The sequence below is a fragment of the Lysobacter sp. Soil_N_51 genome (genome assembly GCF_057655755.1).
In genome coordinates, this window is record NZ_JBDGLR010000019.1 from 1 (window position 1) to 16792 (window position 16792).

Here is a 16792-nt window from a genome sequence, read left to right on the forward strand (position 1 = left end):
GTGCTGATCGTGGTGCTCAGGGTATAGGTGATCGTCGCACCCGGATTGACCGTGGTGCCGGTCGCCGGATCCGACGATTTGCTGCTGCTGATCACCGGCGCGGCGACCGTATGGGTCGTCGTGCAGTTGGTGCATTCCGGATCCGGATCGCCACCGCCGCTGCCGGTCACGTTGTTACCGACCGTGCCGGCCGCATCCGCGTCAACGGTGGTCGTGTAGCTCAGCGTATAGGTGCCCGGCAGGGTGCCGGCCGGCAGGGTGCAGGACAACGCGCCCGTGCAGGTGTAGTTGCCGGCGTTGGTGACCGAACCGAACGTCTGATCGCCACTGATCGTGTCGGTCAGCGTGTAGACGTCCGTCAGCGCCGCGGTGCTGATCGTGGTGCTCAGGGTGTAGGTGATCGTCGCACCCGGATTGACCGTGGTGCCGGTCGCCGGATCGGACGACTTGCTGCTGCTTACCTCAGGTCCCGCAATATCGTCGTTGGTGATGCCGCACTCCGCGTCATCGCCGTTGGACAGCACCAGACTATTTCCAGTCAACGTACCGCCCGTGCACGACCATGCACCGGCGGCGTAACCGGCGAGATTGGTTTCAGTGAGCGTATAGGTGCCCGAACTAACCACCGCGTCGGTGACCGCTGGAGTGCCGCTCGCACCACTAATCGGCGTCGGCCCCGTGGCAGTCAACGTGAAATCGGCCGTCGTCGCCGTACCTCGATTGTCGTTAATCACCGTCTTGACCAAAGTCAGCGTCGCCGCCTGGTCATCGTTGTTGATCGTGCAGGTTGCGTTGTCGCCCGCCGCCAGCGCCACGGTGTTGTTCACCAACGCCGCGCCGCCGTTGATCACGCAGCTGTAGGTGCTCGCCGTATAACCCGCCGGACCGCCGGTCTCGGACAAGGTGTAGCTGCCCGGATTGACCGATGCATTGGTCACCGCCGCCGAACCGGTGGCGCCGGTGATGCTGGTCGGACCGGCCGCCTCCAGCGTCCACGCGGTTGCCGCCGCGGTGCCGCCGTTGTCATTGGTCACCGTCTTGACCAAAGTCAGCGTTGCCGCCTGGTCGTCGTTGTTGATCGTGCAAGTCGCGTTGTCGCCCGCGGCCAATGCCACGGTGTTGTTCACCACCGCCGCGCCGCCGTTGATCACGCAGCTGTAGGTGCTCGCCGTATAGCCCGCCGGACCACCGGTCTCGGACAAGGTGTAGCTGCCCGGGTTGACCGATGCATTGGTCACCGCCGCCGAACCGGTGGCGCCGGTGATGTTGGTCGGACCGGCCGCCTCCAGCGTCCACGCCGTCGCCACTGCGGTACCGCCGTTGTCGTTGGTCACCGTCTTGACCAAAGTCAGCGTGGCCGCCTGGTCGTCGTTGTTGATCGTGCAAGTCGCGTTGTCGCCCGCCGCCAGCGCCACGGTGTTGTTCACCACCGCCGCGCCGCCGTTGATCACGCAGCTGTAGGTGCTCGCCGTATAACCCGCCGGACCGCCGGTCTCGGACAGTGTGTAGCTGCCCGGATTGACCGATGCATTGGTCACTGCGGCCGAACCGGTGGTGCCCGTGATATTCGTCGGGCCCGCCGCTTCCAGCGTCCACGCGGTCGCCACAGCGGTGCCGCCGTTGTCGTTGGTCACCGTTTTGACCAAAGTCAGCGTGGCCGCCTGGTCATCGTTGTTGATCGTGCAAGTCGCGTTGTCGCCCGCGGCCAGTGTCACGGTGTTGTTCGCCACCGCCGCGCCGCCGTTGATCACGCAGCTGTAGGTGCTCGCCGTATAACCCGCCGGACCGCCGGTCTCGGACAAGGTGTAGCTGCCCGGATTGACCGATGCATTGGTCACCGCCGCCGAACCGGTGGCGCCGGTGATGCTGGTCGGACCGGCCGCCTCCAGCGTCCACGCGGTTGCCGCCGCGGTGCCGCCGTTGTCATTGGTCACCGTCTTGACCAAAGTCAGCGTTGCCGCCTGGTCGTCGTTGTTGATCGTGCAGGTCGCGTTGTCGCCCGCGGCCAATGCCACGGTGTTGTTCACCACCGCCGCGCCGCCGTTGATCACGCAGCTGTAGGTGCTCGCCGTATAGCCCGCCGGACCACCGGTCTCGGACAAGGTGTAGCTGCCCGGGTTGACCGATGCATTGGTCACCGCGGCCGAACCGGTGGCGCCGGTGATGTTGGTCGGACCGGCCGCCTCCAGCGTCCACGCCGTCGCCACTGCGGTACCGCCGTTGTCGTTGGTCACCGTCTTGACCAAAGTCAGCGTTGCCGCCTGGTCGTCGTTGTTGATCGTGCAAGTTGCGTTGTCGCCTGCCGCCAGCGCCACGGTGTTGTTCACCAACGCCGCGCCGCCGTTGATCACGCAGCTGTACGTGCTCGCCGTATAACCCGCCGGACCGCCGGTCTCGGACAAGGTGTAGCTGCCCGGGTTGACCGATGCATTGGTCACCGCGGCCGAACCGGTGGCGCCGGTGATGTTGGTCGGACCGGCCGCCTCCAGCGTCCACGCCGTCGCCACTGCGGTACCGCCGTTGTCGTTGGTCACCGTCTTGACCAAAGTCAGCGTTGCCGCCTGGTCGTCGTTGTTGATCGTGCAGGTCGCGTTGTCGCCCGCCGCCAGCGCCACGGTGTTGTTCACCACCGCCGCGCCGCCGTTGATCACGCAGCTGTAGGTGCTCGCCGTATAACCCGCCGGACCGCCGGTCTCGGACAAGGTGTAGCTGCCCGGATTGACCGATGCATTGGTCACCGCGGCCGAACCGGTGGTGCCCGTGATATTCGTCGGGCCCGCCGCTTCCAGCGTCCACGCGGTCGCCACAGCGGTGCCGCCGTTGTCGTTGGTCACCGTCTTGACCAAAGTCAGCGTTGCCGCCTGATCATCGTTATTGATCGTGCAAGTTGCGTTGTCGCCTGCCGCCAGCGCCACGGTGTTGTTCACCACCGCCGCGCCGCCGTTGATCACGCAGCTGTAGGTGCTCGCCGTATAGCCCGCCGGACCACCGGTCTCGGACAAGGTGTAGCTGCCCGGGTTGACCGATGCATTGGTCACCGCGGCCGAACCGGTGGCGCCCGTGATATTCGTCGGACCGGCCGCCTCCAGCGTCCACGCCGTCGCCACCGCGGTACCGCCGTTGTCGTTGATCACCGTCTTGACCAAAGTCAGCGTCGCCGCCTGGTCATCGTTGTTGATCGTGCAAGTCGCGTTGTCGCCTGCGGCGAGCGTGATCGAGTTCGCGACGACCGCGGAGCCGCCGTTGAGAACGCAGCTGTACGTGCCCGCGGTATAACCGGCCGGGCCACCGGTCTCGGACAGGTCGTAAGTACCGACGTTGACCGACGCGGCGGTTACCGCCGGCGTTCCGGTGGCGCCGCTGATGTTGGTCGGACCCACCGCCGTCAGCGTCCACGCCGTCGCCACCGCGGTGCCGCCGTTGTCGTTGGTGACGGTCTTGATCAGGGTCAGGCGGGGCTGGATCGGATCGCTGTCCTCCGAGGTGCACACCCCACCGCTGAAGGTCTGGCCGGGGTTGTTGCAGCTGGTTCCGGTGTTGGTCACCCCGCTCGGCGGAGCTACGGAGGCGCGGTTGACTGCGTTCTGCGAAAGCGCCGGCAATGCGAAGGCCGTTGCCATCACCAGTAACAGCGACTGGCTGACACGGCACAGCAATGCCCGAACGGCTCGTTTGGAATCAGCGGTCACAACGCCCCCTAAACCTGAAATCGACTAGTGCGCAGCCGCGGCGGACGCTTATGTCCAGGTCGCCATTGCGCACACTACTCCTGATCGGAGAATTATCCCGTCACAGGACATGCGCGCAAATCTCGTGCCAAATTCGAGAAATGGGGGGATGTTCGGTTTTTCATGCATAAAAGGCGTGCAGGCCCATGAAACCGACGATTAACGTCATTAATTGACAAATAACGTCAGCAAAATCGGGATGAAAGCGGGATTTCCGCCCCACAGGACCGCGGTTGTATTTGTAAATTCAGACAAATCCGAGATGATTTTTCACGCCAAGAAACATCTTCAAGTCCGATCACGACGCAACTTGCGCGGGCGACCCTGGTTCTAAAGACCCGCAGACGCCCGGTCCGGCAAGCTCCATATGGAACAGATCCCCACTAAATGTGAGAAAGTTCTCCCTACAGATGCGTAATAAGTCCGATCTGCATACATTTATCTGCGGATATCGTATGCCTCGGCAACGCCCGAACGCCCAGATGTCCCCGGCGATATCCGTTGGTCTCGTCCCGCACGACCAGTCCCGATCTCGCCGCCAACCGGAGATACGGATGAAGTCGCAACAACCGACCATCGGCGGCCTGCTGCGCTCGCTGCGCGCCCGCAACCAGTGGACGTTGAAGCAGATGAGCCAGCATTCAGGAATCCCGCTGTCGACCCTGTCCAAGATCGAACACGACCGGCTGTCGCTGACCTACGACAAGCTGCTGCAGCTGAGCCAGCGCCTCGGCATCAGCATGTCCGAACTGTTCGCCGAAAGCCCCGCGCCGGCGCGGCGCACGGTCACCGCCCGCCGCAGCATCGGCCGGCTTCGCGATGCGATGCGGGTGACCGGCAAGAACTACGACTCCTATTACTTGTGCTCGGAACTGCGGCGCAAGCGCATGACGCCGATGATCAGCCACATCCGCGCGCGCAGCCTCAAGGAGTTCGGCGGCTTCGTGCGCCGTTCGGGCGAGGAGTTCGTGTACGTGCTCGAGGGCGCGGTCGCCCTGCACACCGAGTTCTACGACACCACGGTGCTGCAGACCGGCGAAGGCAGCTACATCGACTCGAACATGGGCCAGGCCTATGTGCTGGCCGAAGGCTGCGACGCGGCCACGGTGTTGGCGGTGTGCTCGTCGGACGATCACGAGGACTTGATGGCCTCGTTGATGGCGAATCAGGACGAAGCCTGAGCAGGCGCGGCGGGCGCGGGCAAGTCCGCGGCCGGCCATGCCGCCACGCATCGTTCAGCGCTATGCGCGCACGCACATCAATCGGAGACGGTCCGAACGAAACCGCGCCCGATCGGGCGCGGTTAAAGCTCGCTGCGCGGCGGCAGCGTCCAATCGATCGCGGGCTGGCCCTGCTTCGACAGATAGTCGTTGGCGGCGGAGAAATGTCCGCAGCCGATGAAACCGCGGTGCGCCGACAACGGCGAGGGATGCGGCGCCTTGAGTACGCGGTGCCGGCGCGGGTCGATGACCTTGCCCTTGGCCTGGGCATAGCTGCCCCACAGCAGGAACACCAGGCCTTCGCGTTCGCGATTGAGCACGTCGACGACGTGATCGGTGAAGCCTTCCCAACCCTTGCCCTGATGCGCGCCGGCGCGGCCTTCTTCGACCGTCAGCACCGCGTTGAGCAACAGCACGCCGCGATGCGCCCACGGCATCAGATAGCCGTGATCGGGCCGGGCGATGCCGAGGTCGCGGTGGATTTCCTTGAAGATGTTGTCGAGCGACGGCGGCACCGACACGCCGGGCAACACCGAGAAGCACAGGCCATGGGCCTGACCGTAACCGTGGTACGGGTCCTGGCCGAGGATCACCACTTTCACCTGATCGAACGGCGTGGCGTCGAACGCGGCGAAGATCTGCGGCCCCGGCGGAAAGATCCGCGCGCCCGCGGCCTTGCGCTCGCGCAGGAACGCCGACAACGCCTGCATGTCGTCGCGCGCGAACCAGTCGCCGACGCGCTGCTTCCACGAGGGTTCGAGTTTGATGCCGCGGTCGCCGTCGCTCATGCGGTCACCGCCGCGACCGGTTCGGACAGCCGCGCCAGGCGCAGTTGGAACAAGGTCTTGGTCACCAGCAGGCGCTCCTCGATCGGCTTGAGCACCAGATCGTTGGCGCCGGCGCGCAGCAATTCGCTCTGGTTGTCGCGGTTGGCGTCGCCGGTCATCACCAAAACAGGCAGACGGCGCTTGCCGTAAGCGAAGTCGTTGCGCAGTCGAGCGAGCAGATCCTTGCCGCCCAACTCGCCCTTCAGATAAACGTCGGTCAGCACCAGATCGGCGCCGGCGTCACCACCGTCGCGGCCGCTGACGCGGTGCGCTTCCAGATGCTCCAGCGCTTCCTCCACACCGATGAAATGCAGCACCTGCAGCGAATGGCGCTCGAGCATGCGCTTGGTCGCGACCGCGACCACCCGGCTGTCTTCGACGTAGAGCACGCGCGCGCCCGGAATCGCCTGCGGCTGCACGTAGCCGCGGATGAATTCGGCCAGCGCGCTGGGGCCGAGCGATTTGTCGAAATAATCGGTGACGTCCTCGGTGAAGCGACGCGCTTCCAGATGCGCCTGGGCGTCGCCGGACACCACGATCACCGGCACGTAGGCCTGCGTGGCCGCCTCGCGCACGGCGCGAGCGAGCGCGATGCCGTCGCCGTCGGGCAGGACCAGCGCGGTGGTGACCAGATCGACCTCGCCGTGATCGAGCGCGACCTTTGCCTCGATGATGCTGCCGCACTGGACGATGCGCGCGTTGGGCAATTCGCGCAGCAACACGTCGGCGATGAGCTTGCGGACCAGTTTGGAACCGTCGACCACCATCACGCGGGGCGAGGTGTTATCGAAGTGGCGAAGATTCTGACTGTGCATACGTGTGGACAATACCGTCTCGGCGTCGCGGAACAGGCGGGGCGCGGGACGCCGGCGCGGAACCGAGTGAGGATCATGCGGGGGAGCACGATTCTAGGCGCAAGCGGGGTTCGATTCCGAGCCTTGCGCAACATCATGGCAACCGTGTGTCGGCGAAACCGGCCTTGTATCGACAATGCCGGGTACCGGCCGCATCGCGGCGCGACCGTGCGGGCCGCGGTGGCGAAGTCGGGCCTGATGGCCTGCGCGGACGGGACTTTCAGCCTTCGTGCGTCATGCCCGCAGCGCGGCTTGCGACCAGTCGCAACAAGACCGCAGCACGCCGGGTGACGCCCGGGGCACAGAAACCGAGCAGGCCGGCGGCCGCTCAGCCCTGCCCGGCGCGGGTCTGACGCAGGTAGTGGCCGGTCACCAGCCCGGCGCCCAGCCAGCCCAGCGCGGCGGCGCCGGCCAGGATCGCCAGCGCCGGCCCCAGGTCGAAGCCCTGCAACTGGAAACGGCTGCCGTAACTGAGCGCGAGCGCGGTCAGCGGTTCGCGCAGGCTGTGGTCGGCCACGGCCAGCAGGGCCAGCGCGACCGCGCCGGCGGCCAGGCCGTAGCAGGCGCCCAGGTACAGGAACGGCCGGCGGATGAAACCGTCGGTGGCGCCGAGCAATTGCAGCACGCCGATTTCGTCGCGCCGCGACTGGATGTCCAGGCGAACGGTGTTGCCGACCACCAGCAAGGCGCCCAGACCGAGCATCGCCGCGAGCACCCAGGCCAGGCGGCTGCCGAACCGCAGCCAGCCGTCCAGGCGCTGGCGCCAGCCGGCATCGTGCTGGACCTGATCGGCCTCGGCCAGTTGCTCCAGCGATTGCGCCAGGGCCAGTTCGTCGCCCTTCGGCGTCACCACCAGCAGGCTCGGCAACGGGTTGCCCTCGATCGCCGACAGCGTGTCGCCCAGACCGCTTTTCTCGCGCAGATCGGCCAGGCCTTGCTCGGGCGTGCGCAGATCGACCGCGCCGACCTCGGGCCGCGCGCGCAGCTCCTCGGCCAGGGCGCGGGCGCGTTCGAGCTTGACCTCGGGCTTGAGGAACAGGCTGATCTGGCGCGAGCGCTGGACGTCGCCGGCGAAGCGTTCGACGTTGTTCAACGCCGCCCACAAGCCCAGCGGCAGGGCCAGCGCTACCGCCATCACGCCGATGGTCAGCAGCGCCGCCCACGGCTTGCGCAGCAGGCGGCCGAGGCTGGCGACCAGGCTGTAAAGGTGATGATCGAGCCATGCGCCGAAACGCGACTGCGGCGCGGCATCGATCGCGATATCGAGCTCGCGGTCGGCGCCGGAAATCGGATCTGAAATGTCGCCGGAAGGATTCACGCTGCTCATTCGGCCAGGTCCTCGGGCGCGATATCGTCGACCAGGCGGCCGTGGTTCAACACCAGCACGCGTTTGCGCATGCGCTTGACCAAGGCCAGGTCGTGGCTGGCGACCAGCACGCTGGTGCCGCGCTCGGGCAAGGACTGAAACAAGGTCATGATCTCGGCCGACAGGGTCGGGTCGAGGTTGCCGGTGGGTTCGTCGGCGACCAACAGCCGCGGTTCGCCGATGATGGCGCGCGCAATCCCCACGCGCTGTTGTTCGCCCGCCGACAACTCGCCCGGCAACGCGGTGGCGCGCGCGCCCAGGCCGACCTTGTCCAGAGTCGCGCGCACGCGCCGACCGATGTCGGCGCGGCGCAGGCCGCGCAGCAGCAACGGCAAGGCGACGTTATCGGCGACGCTGCGATCGGCCAGCAGGCGGTGGTCCTGAAACACCACCCCGACCTCGCGCCGATGCAACGCGATGCGACGCCCGCCAACCTTGAGCAGATTTTTTTCGCCGAACAGCACCGCGCCGCGGCTGGGCCGTTCGCTGAGGTGGATCAGCTTGAGCAAGGTGCTCTTGCCCGCGCCGGAGTGGCCGGTCACGAACAGCATCTCGCCCGGGGCCACCTCGAAGCTGACTTCGCTCAAGGCCTCGTGGCCGCTGCTGTAGCGTTTACTGACGTTGTCGAAGCGCAATACGGTCATGGCCGGGAGTATCGCAGAGCGAATCGCCGGAAATCATCACGTTTCGGCTTTTGCGTTTGGCCTATGTTCGCGCTGCGGTCGTCGCAGCCACGCGGACGCGCATCGACGACATCGACCGGCCGCCCTCGCGGGCGCCACAGGCCGGCACCCGCTTCACGACCGCAACCACCGCCGCAGCGGGCCGCGCCACAGCGCGCGACGCCCTGTCCGCGCGGGACTCGCAACACCGCGCACGTCCGACATTGGAATGCACGCCATCGGCCCGCCGGGCCGATCGGGACCGCTTGCCACCCTTCAATGGAGTCAGACGCCATGCTCACGACCAAGACCTCGCTCGCCCTCGCCGCCCTGCTCGCCCTGGGCCTGCTGCCAAGCGGCGGCGCGCGCGCCGAACAGTACGACGCGCCGATCAACATCGGCACCCTGGCCTGCCCGGCCGGCTCGACCGGTTACGGCAATGCCCGCTTCATCGTATTTCCGTTCTTCACCAACACCGTGCCGAACTACCGCATGACGATCTGGTGCAGCGCCGCCGGCAGCGGCCGTCGCGGCCATTTCGAGCCCGGCGTGGGCGGCGTGTTCGTGGCCTGGCCGTATGCGGGCGGTTCGTTCGGCGTGGGCTGGCCGGCCTCGCCCAATCACAGCAATCAATATCAGTTGCTGGATGTCGACAGCGACGGCGACCTGGACGTGTTCCAGTTGCTGGAAACCTCGCCGAATACGTGGTCGGTGTTCTTGAGCCGCACCCAATAAGTCCGACCCGCTGATCCCAACGCGATCGCTGCCTGATGCATGAGCGGATTCGCGGCTTGGCTTTTGCTCAAGAATCCCGCGAATGCGGGGTTCTTGCCGTGATCGGCACGAACGCGGCGTCTTGCTTGTCATTGCGTCGATCGCGGAACCGCGATCAGCTGATAGTGCTCGTCATGCCCGTGAACGCGGGGATCGAGCGACTTGTCGCGGCACGAACATCACCGCCATGCCGCGATCAATTCGCAGCCACCATGCCGCAAACGAACGCGAAGCGACGAAATCGCCGCTTCGCGTTCGATCAACCGATCAGTGCTGCGTACGCGGCGGACGCGCGACCAGCGACTTGAGCTTGCGTCCGATCCGGCCCAGCAGCGAGGGCTTGCCCTCGCCCGACGCGGCAGGTGCCGACGTCGCCGCGGGCTTGGCCGCGGCCGGCTTGTTGGCGGCTGCGGACGGCTTGGCCGTCGACGCGGCCGCATTCGCCGCGGCGGGCGCCTGCGCGCCTTCGGCGCCTTCGATCTTGCGACCGCCACGACGGCGACGACGCTTGCGCGGCGCGCGTTCGCCTTCGGCGGCGGCCGGGTTGGCGGCCGCGGCATCGGGATTGACCGCCGCGCCTTCGACCCGCGGCTTGCGCGGCGGACGCGGCGCGGCCGGCGCGCCGTCTTGCGCGGGAGCGCCTTCGACCGGCTTGACGTCGGCGCTCTTGGCCGGACCGCCTTCGCTGCGCGGACGACGCGGCGGCGCGCCATCGCGGCGACCTTCGCTGCGCCCGCCACGGCCGGCGCCAGGACCGCCGGAACCGCTGCGGCTGCGGCCACCGCCGCGACGCTCTTCATCGGCGGCGCGCTGCTCGCGCGCTTCCTTGAAGATCGCGCCGATGCTTTCGTTCTCCTCGCCTTCCTCGCCCGCCGGCACTTCGCGCGGCGCGCGCGGCAGCGACACCAGCAGTTCGGCGTCGACCGGCGCGGTCGGCAGCTTCTGCTCGATGTAGGCCTCGATGTCGGGCAGGCTCATCGCATAGCGTTCGCAGGCGAAGCTGATCGCGTCGCCCTCGGCGCCCAGGCGCGCGGTGCGGCCGATGCGATGCACGTAGTCTTCCGCGTCGAACGGCAGGTCGTAGTTATAAACGTGGCTGACACCGTCGATGTGCAGACCGCGCGCGGCCACGTCGGTGGCGACCAGGATTTCGAGCTGACCCTTCTGGAATTTGTTGAGCAGCGATTCGCGCTTCTTCTGCGGCACGTCGCCCGACAGCACGCCGACGCGATACCCGCCGCGTTCCAGCGAACGCGCCACCCGCTCCACCCACACCTTGGTGTTGACGAACACCATGGTGCGCGCGCCTTCGCTGCGCGACAGCAGGCCCAGCAGCAGCGGGATCTTTTCCTCGTCGGACGGGAAGTACACCTTCTGCCGGACCTTGGCCGCGGTGATGAACTCGGTCTCGACCACGAGCTTCTCGGGCTCGTTCATGTGCTCGTAGGCCAGTTCCAGCACGCGATGGCTCAGCGTGGCCGAGAACAGCAGGGTCTGCCGCTCGGTGCGGATCGGCATGCGCCGCAGCAGGAAGCGGATGTCCTTGATGAAGCCCAGGTCGAACATGCGGTCGGCTTCGTCGAGCACGCAGATCTCGCAGGCGTGCAGCGACACGACCTTGTGCTGCTTGACGTAGTCGATCAGGCGGCCCGGCGTGGCGATGATGACGTCGGCGCCGCTCTGCAGGATTTCGCGCTGCTTGTCGTAATCCACGCCGCCGTAGACCAGGGCGAACTTCAGGCCGAGGTCGGAGCCGAACTTGACCGCGTCCTTGTGGATCTGGATCGCCAGTTCGCGGGTCGGGGCCAGGATCAGCGCGCGCGGGTCCTCGGGCTTGCGCTCGGCCAGGGCCGGGCTGGTCAGCAGGCGGTTGATCACCGCGACCAGGAACGCCAGCGTCTTGCCGGTGCCGGTCTGCGCCTGGCCGGCGACATCGCGCCCGGTCAGCGCCAGCGGCAGGGTCAGGGCCTGAATCGGCGTGCAGCGCGAAAACCCGGCGGCCTCAAGGCCGGCCAACAGGGTCGGGTGCAGGTCGAACGAGGAGAAAGTGATATCGGTTAAAGGCTTGTCGCTCATGCGTTTCAGAAGTCCGCGCCGATCAGGCGCCGTAGAGTGTCGCTTGCGTGGGTGGCGTCGGCGAAGCAGACTGCCGGGGCCGAGCCGGCGCCCGAGTTGAACTCTGAAGGCAGGCTCGATGAGGCCGTGGCGCAGCCCTTGAAGGTGCCGCGAAACGCCCCAGTTTAGCGTAAGCCCCCGCCCGGCATGGGCCGCCCGGGGTTCCATTCTAGAATAGCCTGGTCCGTATGGATCTCGCGCCCCCGCAGGAGACCCCCGTGAGCGAAAAAGTTCTGCATGCTGGCGATTCCGACTTCGACGCCACCGTGCTGCAGTCGTCCGAACCCGTCCTGGTCGATTTCTGGGCCCCGTGGTGCGGCCCGTGCAAGGCGATCGGCCCGATCGTCGAGCAGCTGGCCGACCAGTACCAGGGCAAGGCCAAGGTGGTGAAGGTCGACGTGCAGGAATTCCCCGCGCTGGGGGTTCGCTACAACGTGCGCAGCATCCCCATGCTGTTGATGTTCAAGGACGGCCAGGTCCATTCCAGCCAGCTGGGCGCGCCGCCGAACATCAAGTCGCTGCTCACCCAGATGATCGACAAGGCCATCTGAAGCGCGTCATCGCGACCGCGTGACGCATGCGCCCGCCCCGGGCGCATGCGTTCCGGGCCCGACCCGGCAACGTGAACGGTATAGCCCGGGAAGCTTGCCGCCACGCGGCAGCAGTGCTAGTTTCGCAACACCCGGCGTCGGACTTCGCGTCCCCACGCCGCACCCCGTCTAGATACTCATCATCAACCCACGTCCCTGACGTCCCGCTCGCCCGATGCGAGCGCTCGCCGCTTAGCGAGGAACCTCCGCTTGTCCGATAAGACCCCCGACGCTGGCGATACCGCCGAGAAGCGCGTGCGTAAACCGCGCGCCAGCAAAACCGCCGACGCCGCTCCGGCCGTCGTGAGCGATGCCAGCCCACTGATTCCGGCCAAACCGGCCCCCGTCGCGCCGGCGCCTGCCGTGCCTGCGCCGGTCAAACCCGCACCCGCCGCCCCGGCTCCGGCCGCCGCCGCATCCGAATCCTCCAGCGCGCCTGCCGCGCCCAAAGCCCCCGCTCCTGCTCCGGCCGCACATGCCGGCGGCGAGTCCGCTCCGGCCGCCTCCGGCGCCAGCGATTCGTCCGCCTCGCACGCTCAGGACGGCAACGGCGGTCAGCAGCAAGGCCAGAACCAGCAGGGCCAGCAGCGCGACGGCGCCTACGACGCCAACCGCGGCGGCAATAACCGCCGCGACCGTTTCCGCAACCGCCGCGACCGCGATCGCAATGGCGGCGGCGGTGGCGGTGGTGGCGGCAACAACCGTCCGCAGCAGCGCGGCGGCGGCAATGACGATTTCGACAACGGCGAGAACTTCGTCCCGCGTCCGCACCCGCAGGTGCCCGAGGGCTTCCCGCAGTACTCGCTGGGCGACCTCAAGCGCATGCCCGCGCCGAAGCTGATGGATCTGGCCGACCAGCTCAGCATCCAGGAAGGCGTCGCCCGCGCGCGCAAGCAGGACGTGATCTTCGCCCTGCTGAAAGTGCTTACCCGCCATGGCGAAGGCGTCGCCGCCGACGGCGTGCTGGAAATCCTGCCCGACGGCTTCGGCTTCCTGCGCGCGGCCGAGGCGAGCTACCTCGCCGGCCCGGACGACACCTACATCTCGCCGAGCCAGATCCGCCGCTTCAACCTGCGCACCGGCGATCACCTGTCCGGCCGCATCCGCTTCCCGAAGGACGGCGAACGCTACTTCGCCCTGTCGGTCGTCGACAGCATCAACGGCGAGCCGCTGGAAGCGTCGAAGAACAAAGTCCTGTTCGAAAACCTGACCCCGCTGTTCCCGCGCCGCAAGTTCAAGCTCGAGCGCGCCGACGGTTCGACCGAGGACATCACCGGCCGCATCCTCGACCTGATGGCGCCGCAGGGCAAAGGCCAGCGCGCGCTGATCGTCTCGCCGCCCAAGGCCGGCAAGACGATGATGATGCAGCAGGTCGCCACCGCGATCACCCACAACCATCCCGACGTGCATCTGATCGTGCTGCTGGTCGACGAGCGTCCGGAAGAAGTGACCGAAATGCAGCGCACCGTGCGCGGCGAAGTGGTTTCCTCGACCTTCGACGAACCGGCCGCGCGCCACGTGCAGGTCGCCGAGATGGTGATCGAGCGCGCCAAGCGCCTGGTCGAACACAAGAAGGACGTGGTGATCCTGCTCGACTCGATCACCCGCCTGGCCCGCGCCTACAACAACGTCGTGCCGAGTTCGGGCAAGGTGCTGTCGGGCGGCGTCGACGCCAACGCCCTGCACCGTCCGAAGCGATTCTTCGGTGCCGCGCGTAACGTCGAGGAAGGCGGTTCGCTGACGATCATCGCCACCGCCCTGATCGACACCGGCAGCAAGATGGACGAGGTGATCTACGAAGAGTTCAAGGGCACCGGCAACTCGGAAGTCCACTTGAACCGCCGTATCGCCGAGAAGCGCGTGTACCCGGCGATCGACATCAACCGCTCCGGCACCCGTCGCGAAGATCTGCTGATCGAGCCCGAGCTGCTGCAGAAGATCTGGATCCTGCGCAAGCTGCTGCACGGCATGGACGAAATCGGCGCGATGGAATTCCTGCTCGACAAGATGAAGACCACCAAGTCGAACGACGAATTCTTCAGCTCGATGAAGCGCTGACCGCGCGAGATCGACGAAGGCCGCCAAAGAAAACGCCCCGCATCGCGGGGCGTTTTTGTTTGCGCCGATCGCTCGGGCCGCGAGCGTGGTTATCGATCGATAAGCACGCCCGATCCGCGGCGCGAGATCAGAACCCGCGGCCGCCCGGCGTCGCCTGCTGCTGCGCCGGGGTCTCGGTCGCGGCGGTGTGGCGCGCGGCGAGCTGGCTGCTCGTCTCCACGCTCTGATGCGACGCGCTGGCGACATCGAGCGCGACCATGCGCCGCGCCGGCGATTGCAGGTCGCCCTGCACCGCGAACAGCTTGCTGCCGTCCTTGCTCGCGAGCAGGTGATCGACCTGGGTCAGGCCACCGTCGCGCGCGGCCGGGACCAACGCCGCGGCGAGGTTCTTCTGCTGCTGCTCGCTGAGCCGGTTCTGCGGGATCTCGGTGCCTTTGACCTTGTCGAGCATGTCGCGGTACTGGCCGTTCAAGGCGTTCGCGCTGCTGCTGAGAATGCCGGCCACGCGCAGGCCTTCCTCGAGCGTGCCGCCGACCTTGTTGGTGTTGCGGTTGGCCGCGTCGCGCAGTTCCGGCGGCAGCAGGTAGGTGCCGCGTTCGCGCTCGCCGTCGCGATCGCGGACGTAGCGCTTGACGTCGTTGAGCTCCAGATCGAGGAACTCCCTGGCCGACCCCTTGGCCGACTGCGCCAACTGGATCGCCTGCGGCGCGGTGAGTTTGTCCAGGCCTTGACCCGAGGCCAAGGCATCGACCAGCGATTCGGGATGCACTTTCTGCTTGAGGAAGGACAGGAAGCGCTCGCGCGTTTCCGGGTTCTGGCCCAGGCCATCGAGCACGCGCGTGGCGGTCGACAGCGCGTTGGCGCCGTCGGTCGGCATGCCGGCGATATTGCGCATCACTCCGTTGATGGCCTGCTTGGGTTCCAGGCCTTCGCCGAACGGGAAACGCTCGCGGAATTCGTCCCAGCGCGGCTTGAGCAGCGCTTCGCGCGCGTGCTTGATCAACTCGTAAGCGCCGGCGGCGAACGCCACCACCGCGATGCCGATCGGCGCGATGCCGATCAAGCCGCCGACCAGGCCGGCGTTGCGCGCGCCGAACATGGTCGCGATGTTGCCGATATTGCCGACGGTCTTGAAGCCGCCGTTGAGCAGATCGAACGCGGAGTCGACGCGCTGGTCGGTGGTCAGCGGCATGCCGGTCAGCGGGTCGCGGCCGTTGAACACGCGGCCGGCGTTCTGGCCGATGTCCCTGACGTCATGCGCCACGTCCTTGATCGCGCTGTAGCGCTCGAGGATCTTCGCCGCTTCGCGTTCGCGGCCGGTGCGGTTGGCGAACTCCAACACCGCGGCCATCGCCGCCGCATCGAGCGGCTGGCCGTTGAGATGGGCGGCGTTGCCGGACTTGATCGCCGCGTCCAGCGCTTCCAGGGTCTGGGTGATGTCGCCGTGGCCGCCGTTGACCGCGAGCTGCTTGAGCTCACGCAGATGCTCGTCGACCGGCGCCGGGCCGTTGGCGTCGCGCTGCGCCGACCAGGTCTTGGAGTATTCGACCAGCGCCTTCTGCGCGTTCGCCGGCAACTCCACTTCGTAACCGTGGAACGGCGGCGCGACCCGGCCATCGGCGCGGGTTTCGCCCGGATGCAGTTTCCAGGTCAGGTCGACATCGGCGAGCGCGCCGCCGGGCGCGGAGGCCGAGGCGATGGTGGCTTCGAGGGTGTCCTCGTCGACCACCTGGCCGTTGCGTTGCAAGGCATCGGCGACGAACGCGCGCAGCACGGTGTCGCGCGACCACTCAGCGTCGGCGGGCAGCAGCGCGGTATAGGTTTGCGCGTGTTCCTGCGCGGCGCCTTGGCCGGCGTAATGACGCGGCTGGGCGGCGGCATCGCTGCGCGGCAGGTGGGCGTCCAGGATCGAATCGACTGCTGCATTCATATGCACGGCTCCATGTCGGAGGGGTCATCCCCATGACCCCGAGCGCCGGCGGCAGGTCCGCGGGCGGACTCGCATGATGCCCCCGTCGCTGAACGAGAGCAATTCCGCGCTGATTTCCATGCAGTTTTTGACTTTTCCGTACGGCGCCCGACATCGCACGTCGCGCACGAATCGAGCGCCGCGGCGTGCGATGCCTGCGTTTCAGTCGAACCTGTCCTGCGCCGCGGGCCGGCAGGTTTCGGTGCGCCGCGGCGCTTGGACTTCGACCGTGCGCGGCGCGTCCATCGCCGCGCTCACACTCGCGCTCATGCCGGCGAAAGAAAAATCCCGAGGCTGCAATTCGTCCATCGCCGGATTGCAACCGCTCAACATCGACACCGCCAATACCAACGCCAGCTTGTTCATGGTGAACCTCCCTGTAGACGACGAGATACCGCGCTCCTGCGCTTCACCGGCCCTCGCGCAGCGACCGGTGGCTCGCCTGTTATTTTGCGGCGACAGCGTCGCTCAGCCTGCGAATGGCGGCGATGCGATTGCGTTACTGGAATGCAGTTGTTCGTGTCGCAATCGCGCGTGGTCGAAGGCATGCGTCTGCACTGTCAACGTCTAAGTGCATCAAACGAGTCAAACACGGCCTGGCGAACTTTCGCGGCCGCCTCGGGCATGCC

General features: G+C 66.9%; 12 protein-coding genes. 5 read left to right on the forward strand and 7 right to left on the reverse strand.

The genetic code is table 11. The features are described 5' to 3' along the window. Positions 1–3545, reverse strand: a 3545-nt coding sequence (locus AC3A4T_RS24270) for a beta strand repeat-containing protein (RefSeq protein WP_487677723.1), incomplete at its 3' end; no start/stop codon positions are given. 737 nt (positions 3546–4282) lie between these two features. Between AC3A4T_RS24270 and AC3A4T_RS24275 the strand changes: the two genes are divergently transcribed. Beyond that, the gene (locus AC3A4T_RS24275) at positions 4283–4909 is read left to right on the forward strand and encodes a helix-turn-helix domain-containing protein (protein WP_487677724.1); all 627 of its coding nucleotides are present in this window, start codon (positions 4283–4285) and stop codon (positions 4907–4909) included. 122 nt (positions 4910–5031) lie between these two features. On the opposite strand, the gene ung is transcribed toward AC3A4T_RS24275, so the two are convergent. The 4 genes from ung to ftsE all read right to left on the reverse strand — a co-directional run bounded on the left by ung (position 5032) and on the right by ftsE (position 8639). After that, entirely contained in the window at positions 5032–5736 is a 705-nt protein-coding gene (gene ung / locus AC3A4T_RS24280; RefSeq protein WP_056110594.1) for a uracil-DNA glycosylase, read from the reverse strand. Continuing rightward, positions 5733–6590, reverse strand: a complete 858-nt coding sequence (locus AC3A4T_RS24285; RefSeq protein WP_487677730.1) for a response regulator — start codon at positions 6588–6590, stop codon at positions 5733–5735. The genes ung and AC3A4T_RS24285 overlap by 4 nt, the downstream gene beginning before the upstream one ends. Before the next feature lie 367 nt (positions 6591–6957). After that, positions 6958–7956, reverse strand: coding sequence for a permease-like cell division protein FtsX (ftsX, locus tag AC3A4T_RS24290; RefSeq protein ID WP_487677725.1), 999 nt, complete (start codon positions 7954–7956; stop codon positions 6958–6960). Next, on the reverse strand, positions 7953–8639 hold the full coding sequence (gene ftsE, locus AC3A4T_RS24295; protein ID WP_487677726.1) for a cell division ATP-binding protein FtsE: 687 nt from the start codon (positions 8637–8639) through the stop codon (positions 7953–7955). Before ftsE ends, ftsX begins: the two co-directional genes overlap by 4 nt. Positions 8640–8951: 312 nt before the next feature. Here ftsE and AC3A4T_RS24300 point away from each other — a divergent pair, with 312 nt between their 5' ends. Continuing rightward, positions 8952–9392, forward strand: coding sequence for a hypothetical protein (locus AC3A4T_RS24300; RefSeq protein WP_036113178.1), 441 nt, complete (start codon positions 8952–8954; stop codon positions 9390–9392). Positions 9393–9698: 306 nt separating this feature from the next. On the opposite strand, the gene rhlB is transcribed toward AC3A4T_RS24300, so the two are convergent. Next, positions 9699–11507, reverse strand: a complete 1809-nt coding sequence (gene rhlB / locus AC3A4T_RS24305) for an ATP-dependent RNA helicase RhlB (RefSeq protein ID WP_487677727.1) — start codon at positions 11505–11507, stop codon at positions 9699–9701. A 257-nt stretch (positions 11508–11764) separates the two neighbouring features. On the opposite strand from rhlB, the gene trxA reads away from it, so the two are divergent. Then, a complete protein-coding gene (gene trxA, locus AC3A4T_RS24310; RefSeq protein ID WP_056110754.1) occupies positions 11765–12097 on the forward strand; it encodes a thioredoxin in 333 nt (110 codons plus the stop codon). A gap of 294 nt (positions 12098–12391) precedes the next feature. Next, a complete protein-coding gene (gene rho / locus AC3A4T_RS24315; protein ID WP_487677731.1) occupies positions 12392–14194 on the forward strand; it encodes a transcription termination factor Rho in 1803 nt (600 codons plus the stop codon). A 127-nt stretch (positions 14195–14321) separates the two neighbouring features. Here the strand turns inward: rho and AC3A4T_RS24320 are convergent, their stop codons facing one another. Continuing rightward, entirely contained in the window at positions 14322–16124 is a 1803-nt protein-coding gene (locus tag AC3A4T_RS24320; RefSeq protein WP_487677728.1) for an XVIPCD domain-containing protein, read from the reverse strand. A gap of 76 nt (positions 16125–16200) precedes the next feature. Here AC3A4T_RS24320 and AC3A4T_RS24325 point away from each other — a divergent pair, with 76 nt between their 5' ends. Beyond that, positions 16201–16734, forward strand: coding sequence for a hypothetical protein (locus AC3A4T_RS24325; RefSeq protein ID WP_487677729.1), 534 nt, complete (start codon positions 16201–16203; stop codon positions 16732–16734). Positions 16735–16792 lie beyond the last annotated feature (58 nt).

Coding starts and splice junctions, on each gene's coding strand:
- AC3A4T_RS24275 (WP_487677724.1), top strand. CDS start 4,283: ATGAAGTCGCAACAACCGACCATCGGCGGCCTGCTGCGCTCGCTGCGC.
- ung (WP_056110594.1), bottom strand. CDS start 5,736: ATGAGCGACGGCGACCGCGGCATCAAACTCGAACCCTCGTGGAAGCAG.
- AC3A4T_RS24285 (WP_487677730.1), bottom strand. CDS start 6,590: ATGCACAGTCAGAATCTTCGCCACTTCGATAACACCTCGCCCCGCGTG.
- ftsX (WP_487677725.1), bottom strand. CDS start 7,956: ATGAGCAGCGTGAATCCTTCCGGCGACATTTCAGATCCGATTTCCGGC.
- ftsE (WP_487677726.1), bottom strand. CDS start 8,639: ATGACCGTATTGCGCTTCGACAACGTCAGTAAACGCTACAGCAGCGGC.
- AC3A4T_RS24300 (WP_036113178.1), top strand. CDS start 8,952: ATGCTCACGACCAAGACCTCGCTCGCCCTCGCCGCCCTGCTCGCCCTG.
- rhlB (WP_487677727.1), bottom strand. CDS start 11,507: ATGAGCGACAAGCCTTTAACCGATATCACTTTCTCCTCGTTCGACCTG.
- AC3A4T_RS24320 (WP_487677728.1), bottom strand. CDS start 16,124: ATGAATGCAGCAGTCGATTCGATCCTGGACGCCCACCTGCCGCGCAGC.
- AC3A4T_RS24325 (WP_487677729.1), top strand. CDS start 16,201: ATGCCCCCGTCGCTGAACGAGAGCAATTCCGCGCTGATTTCCATGCAG.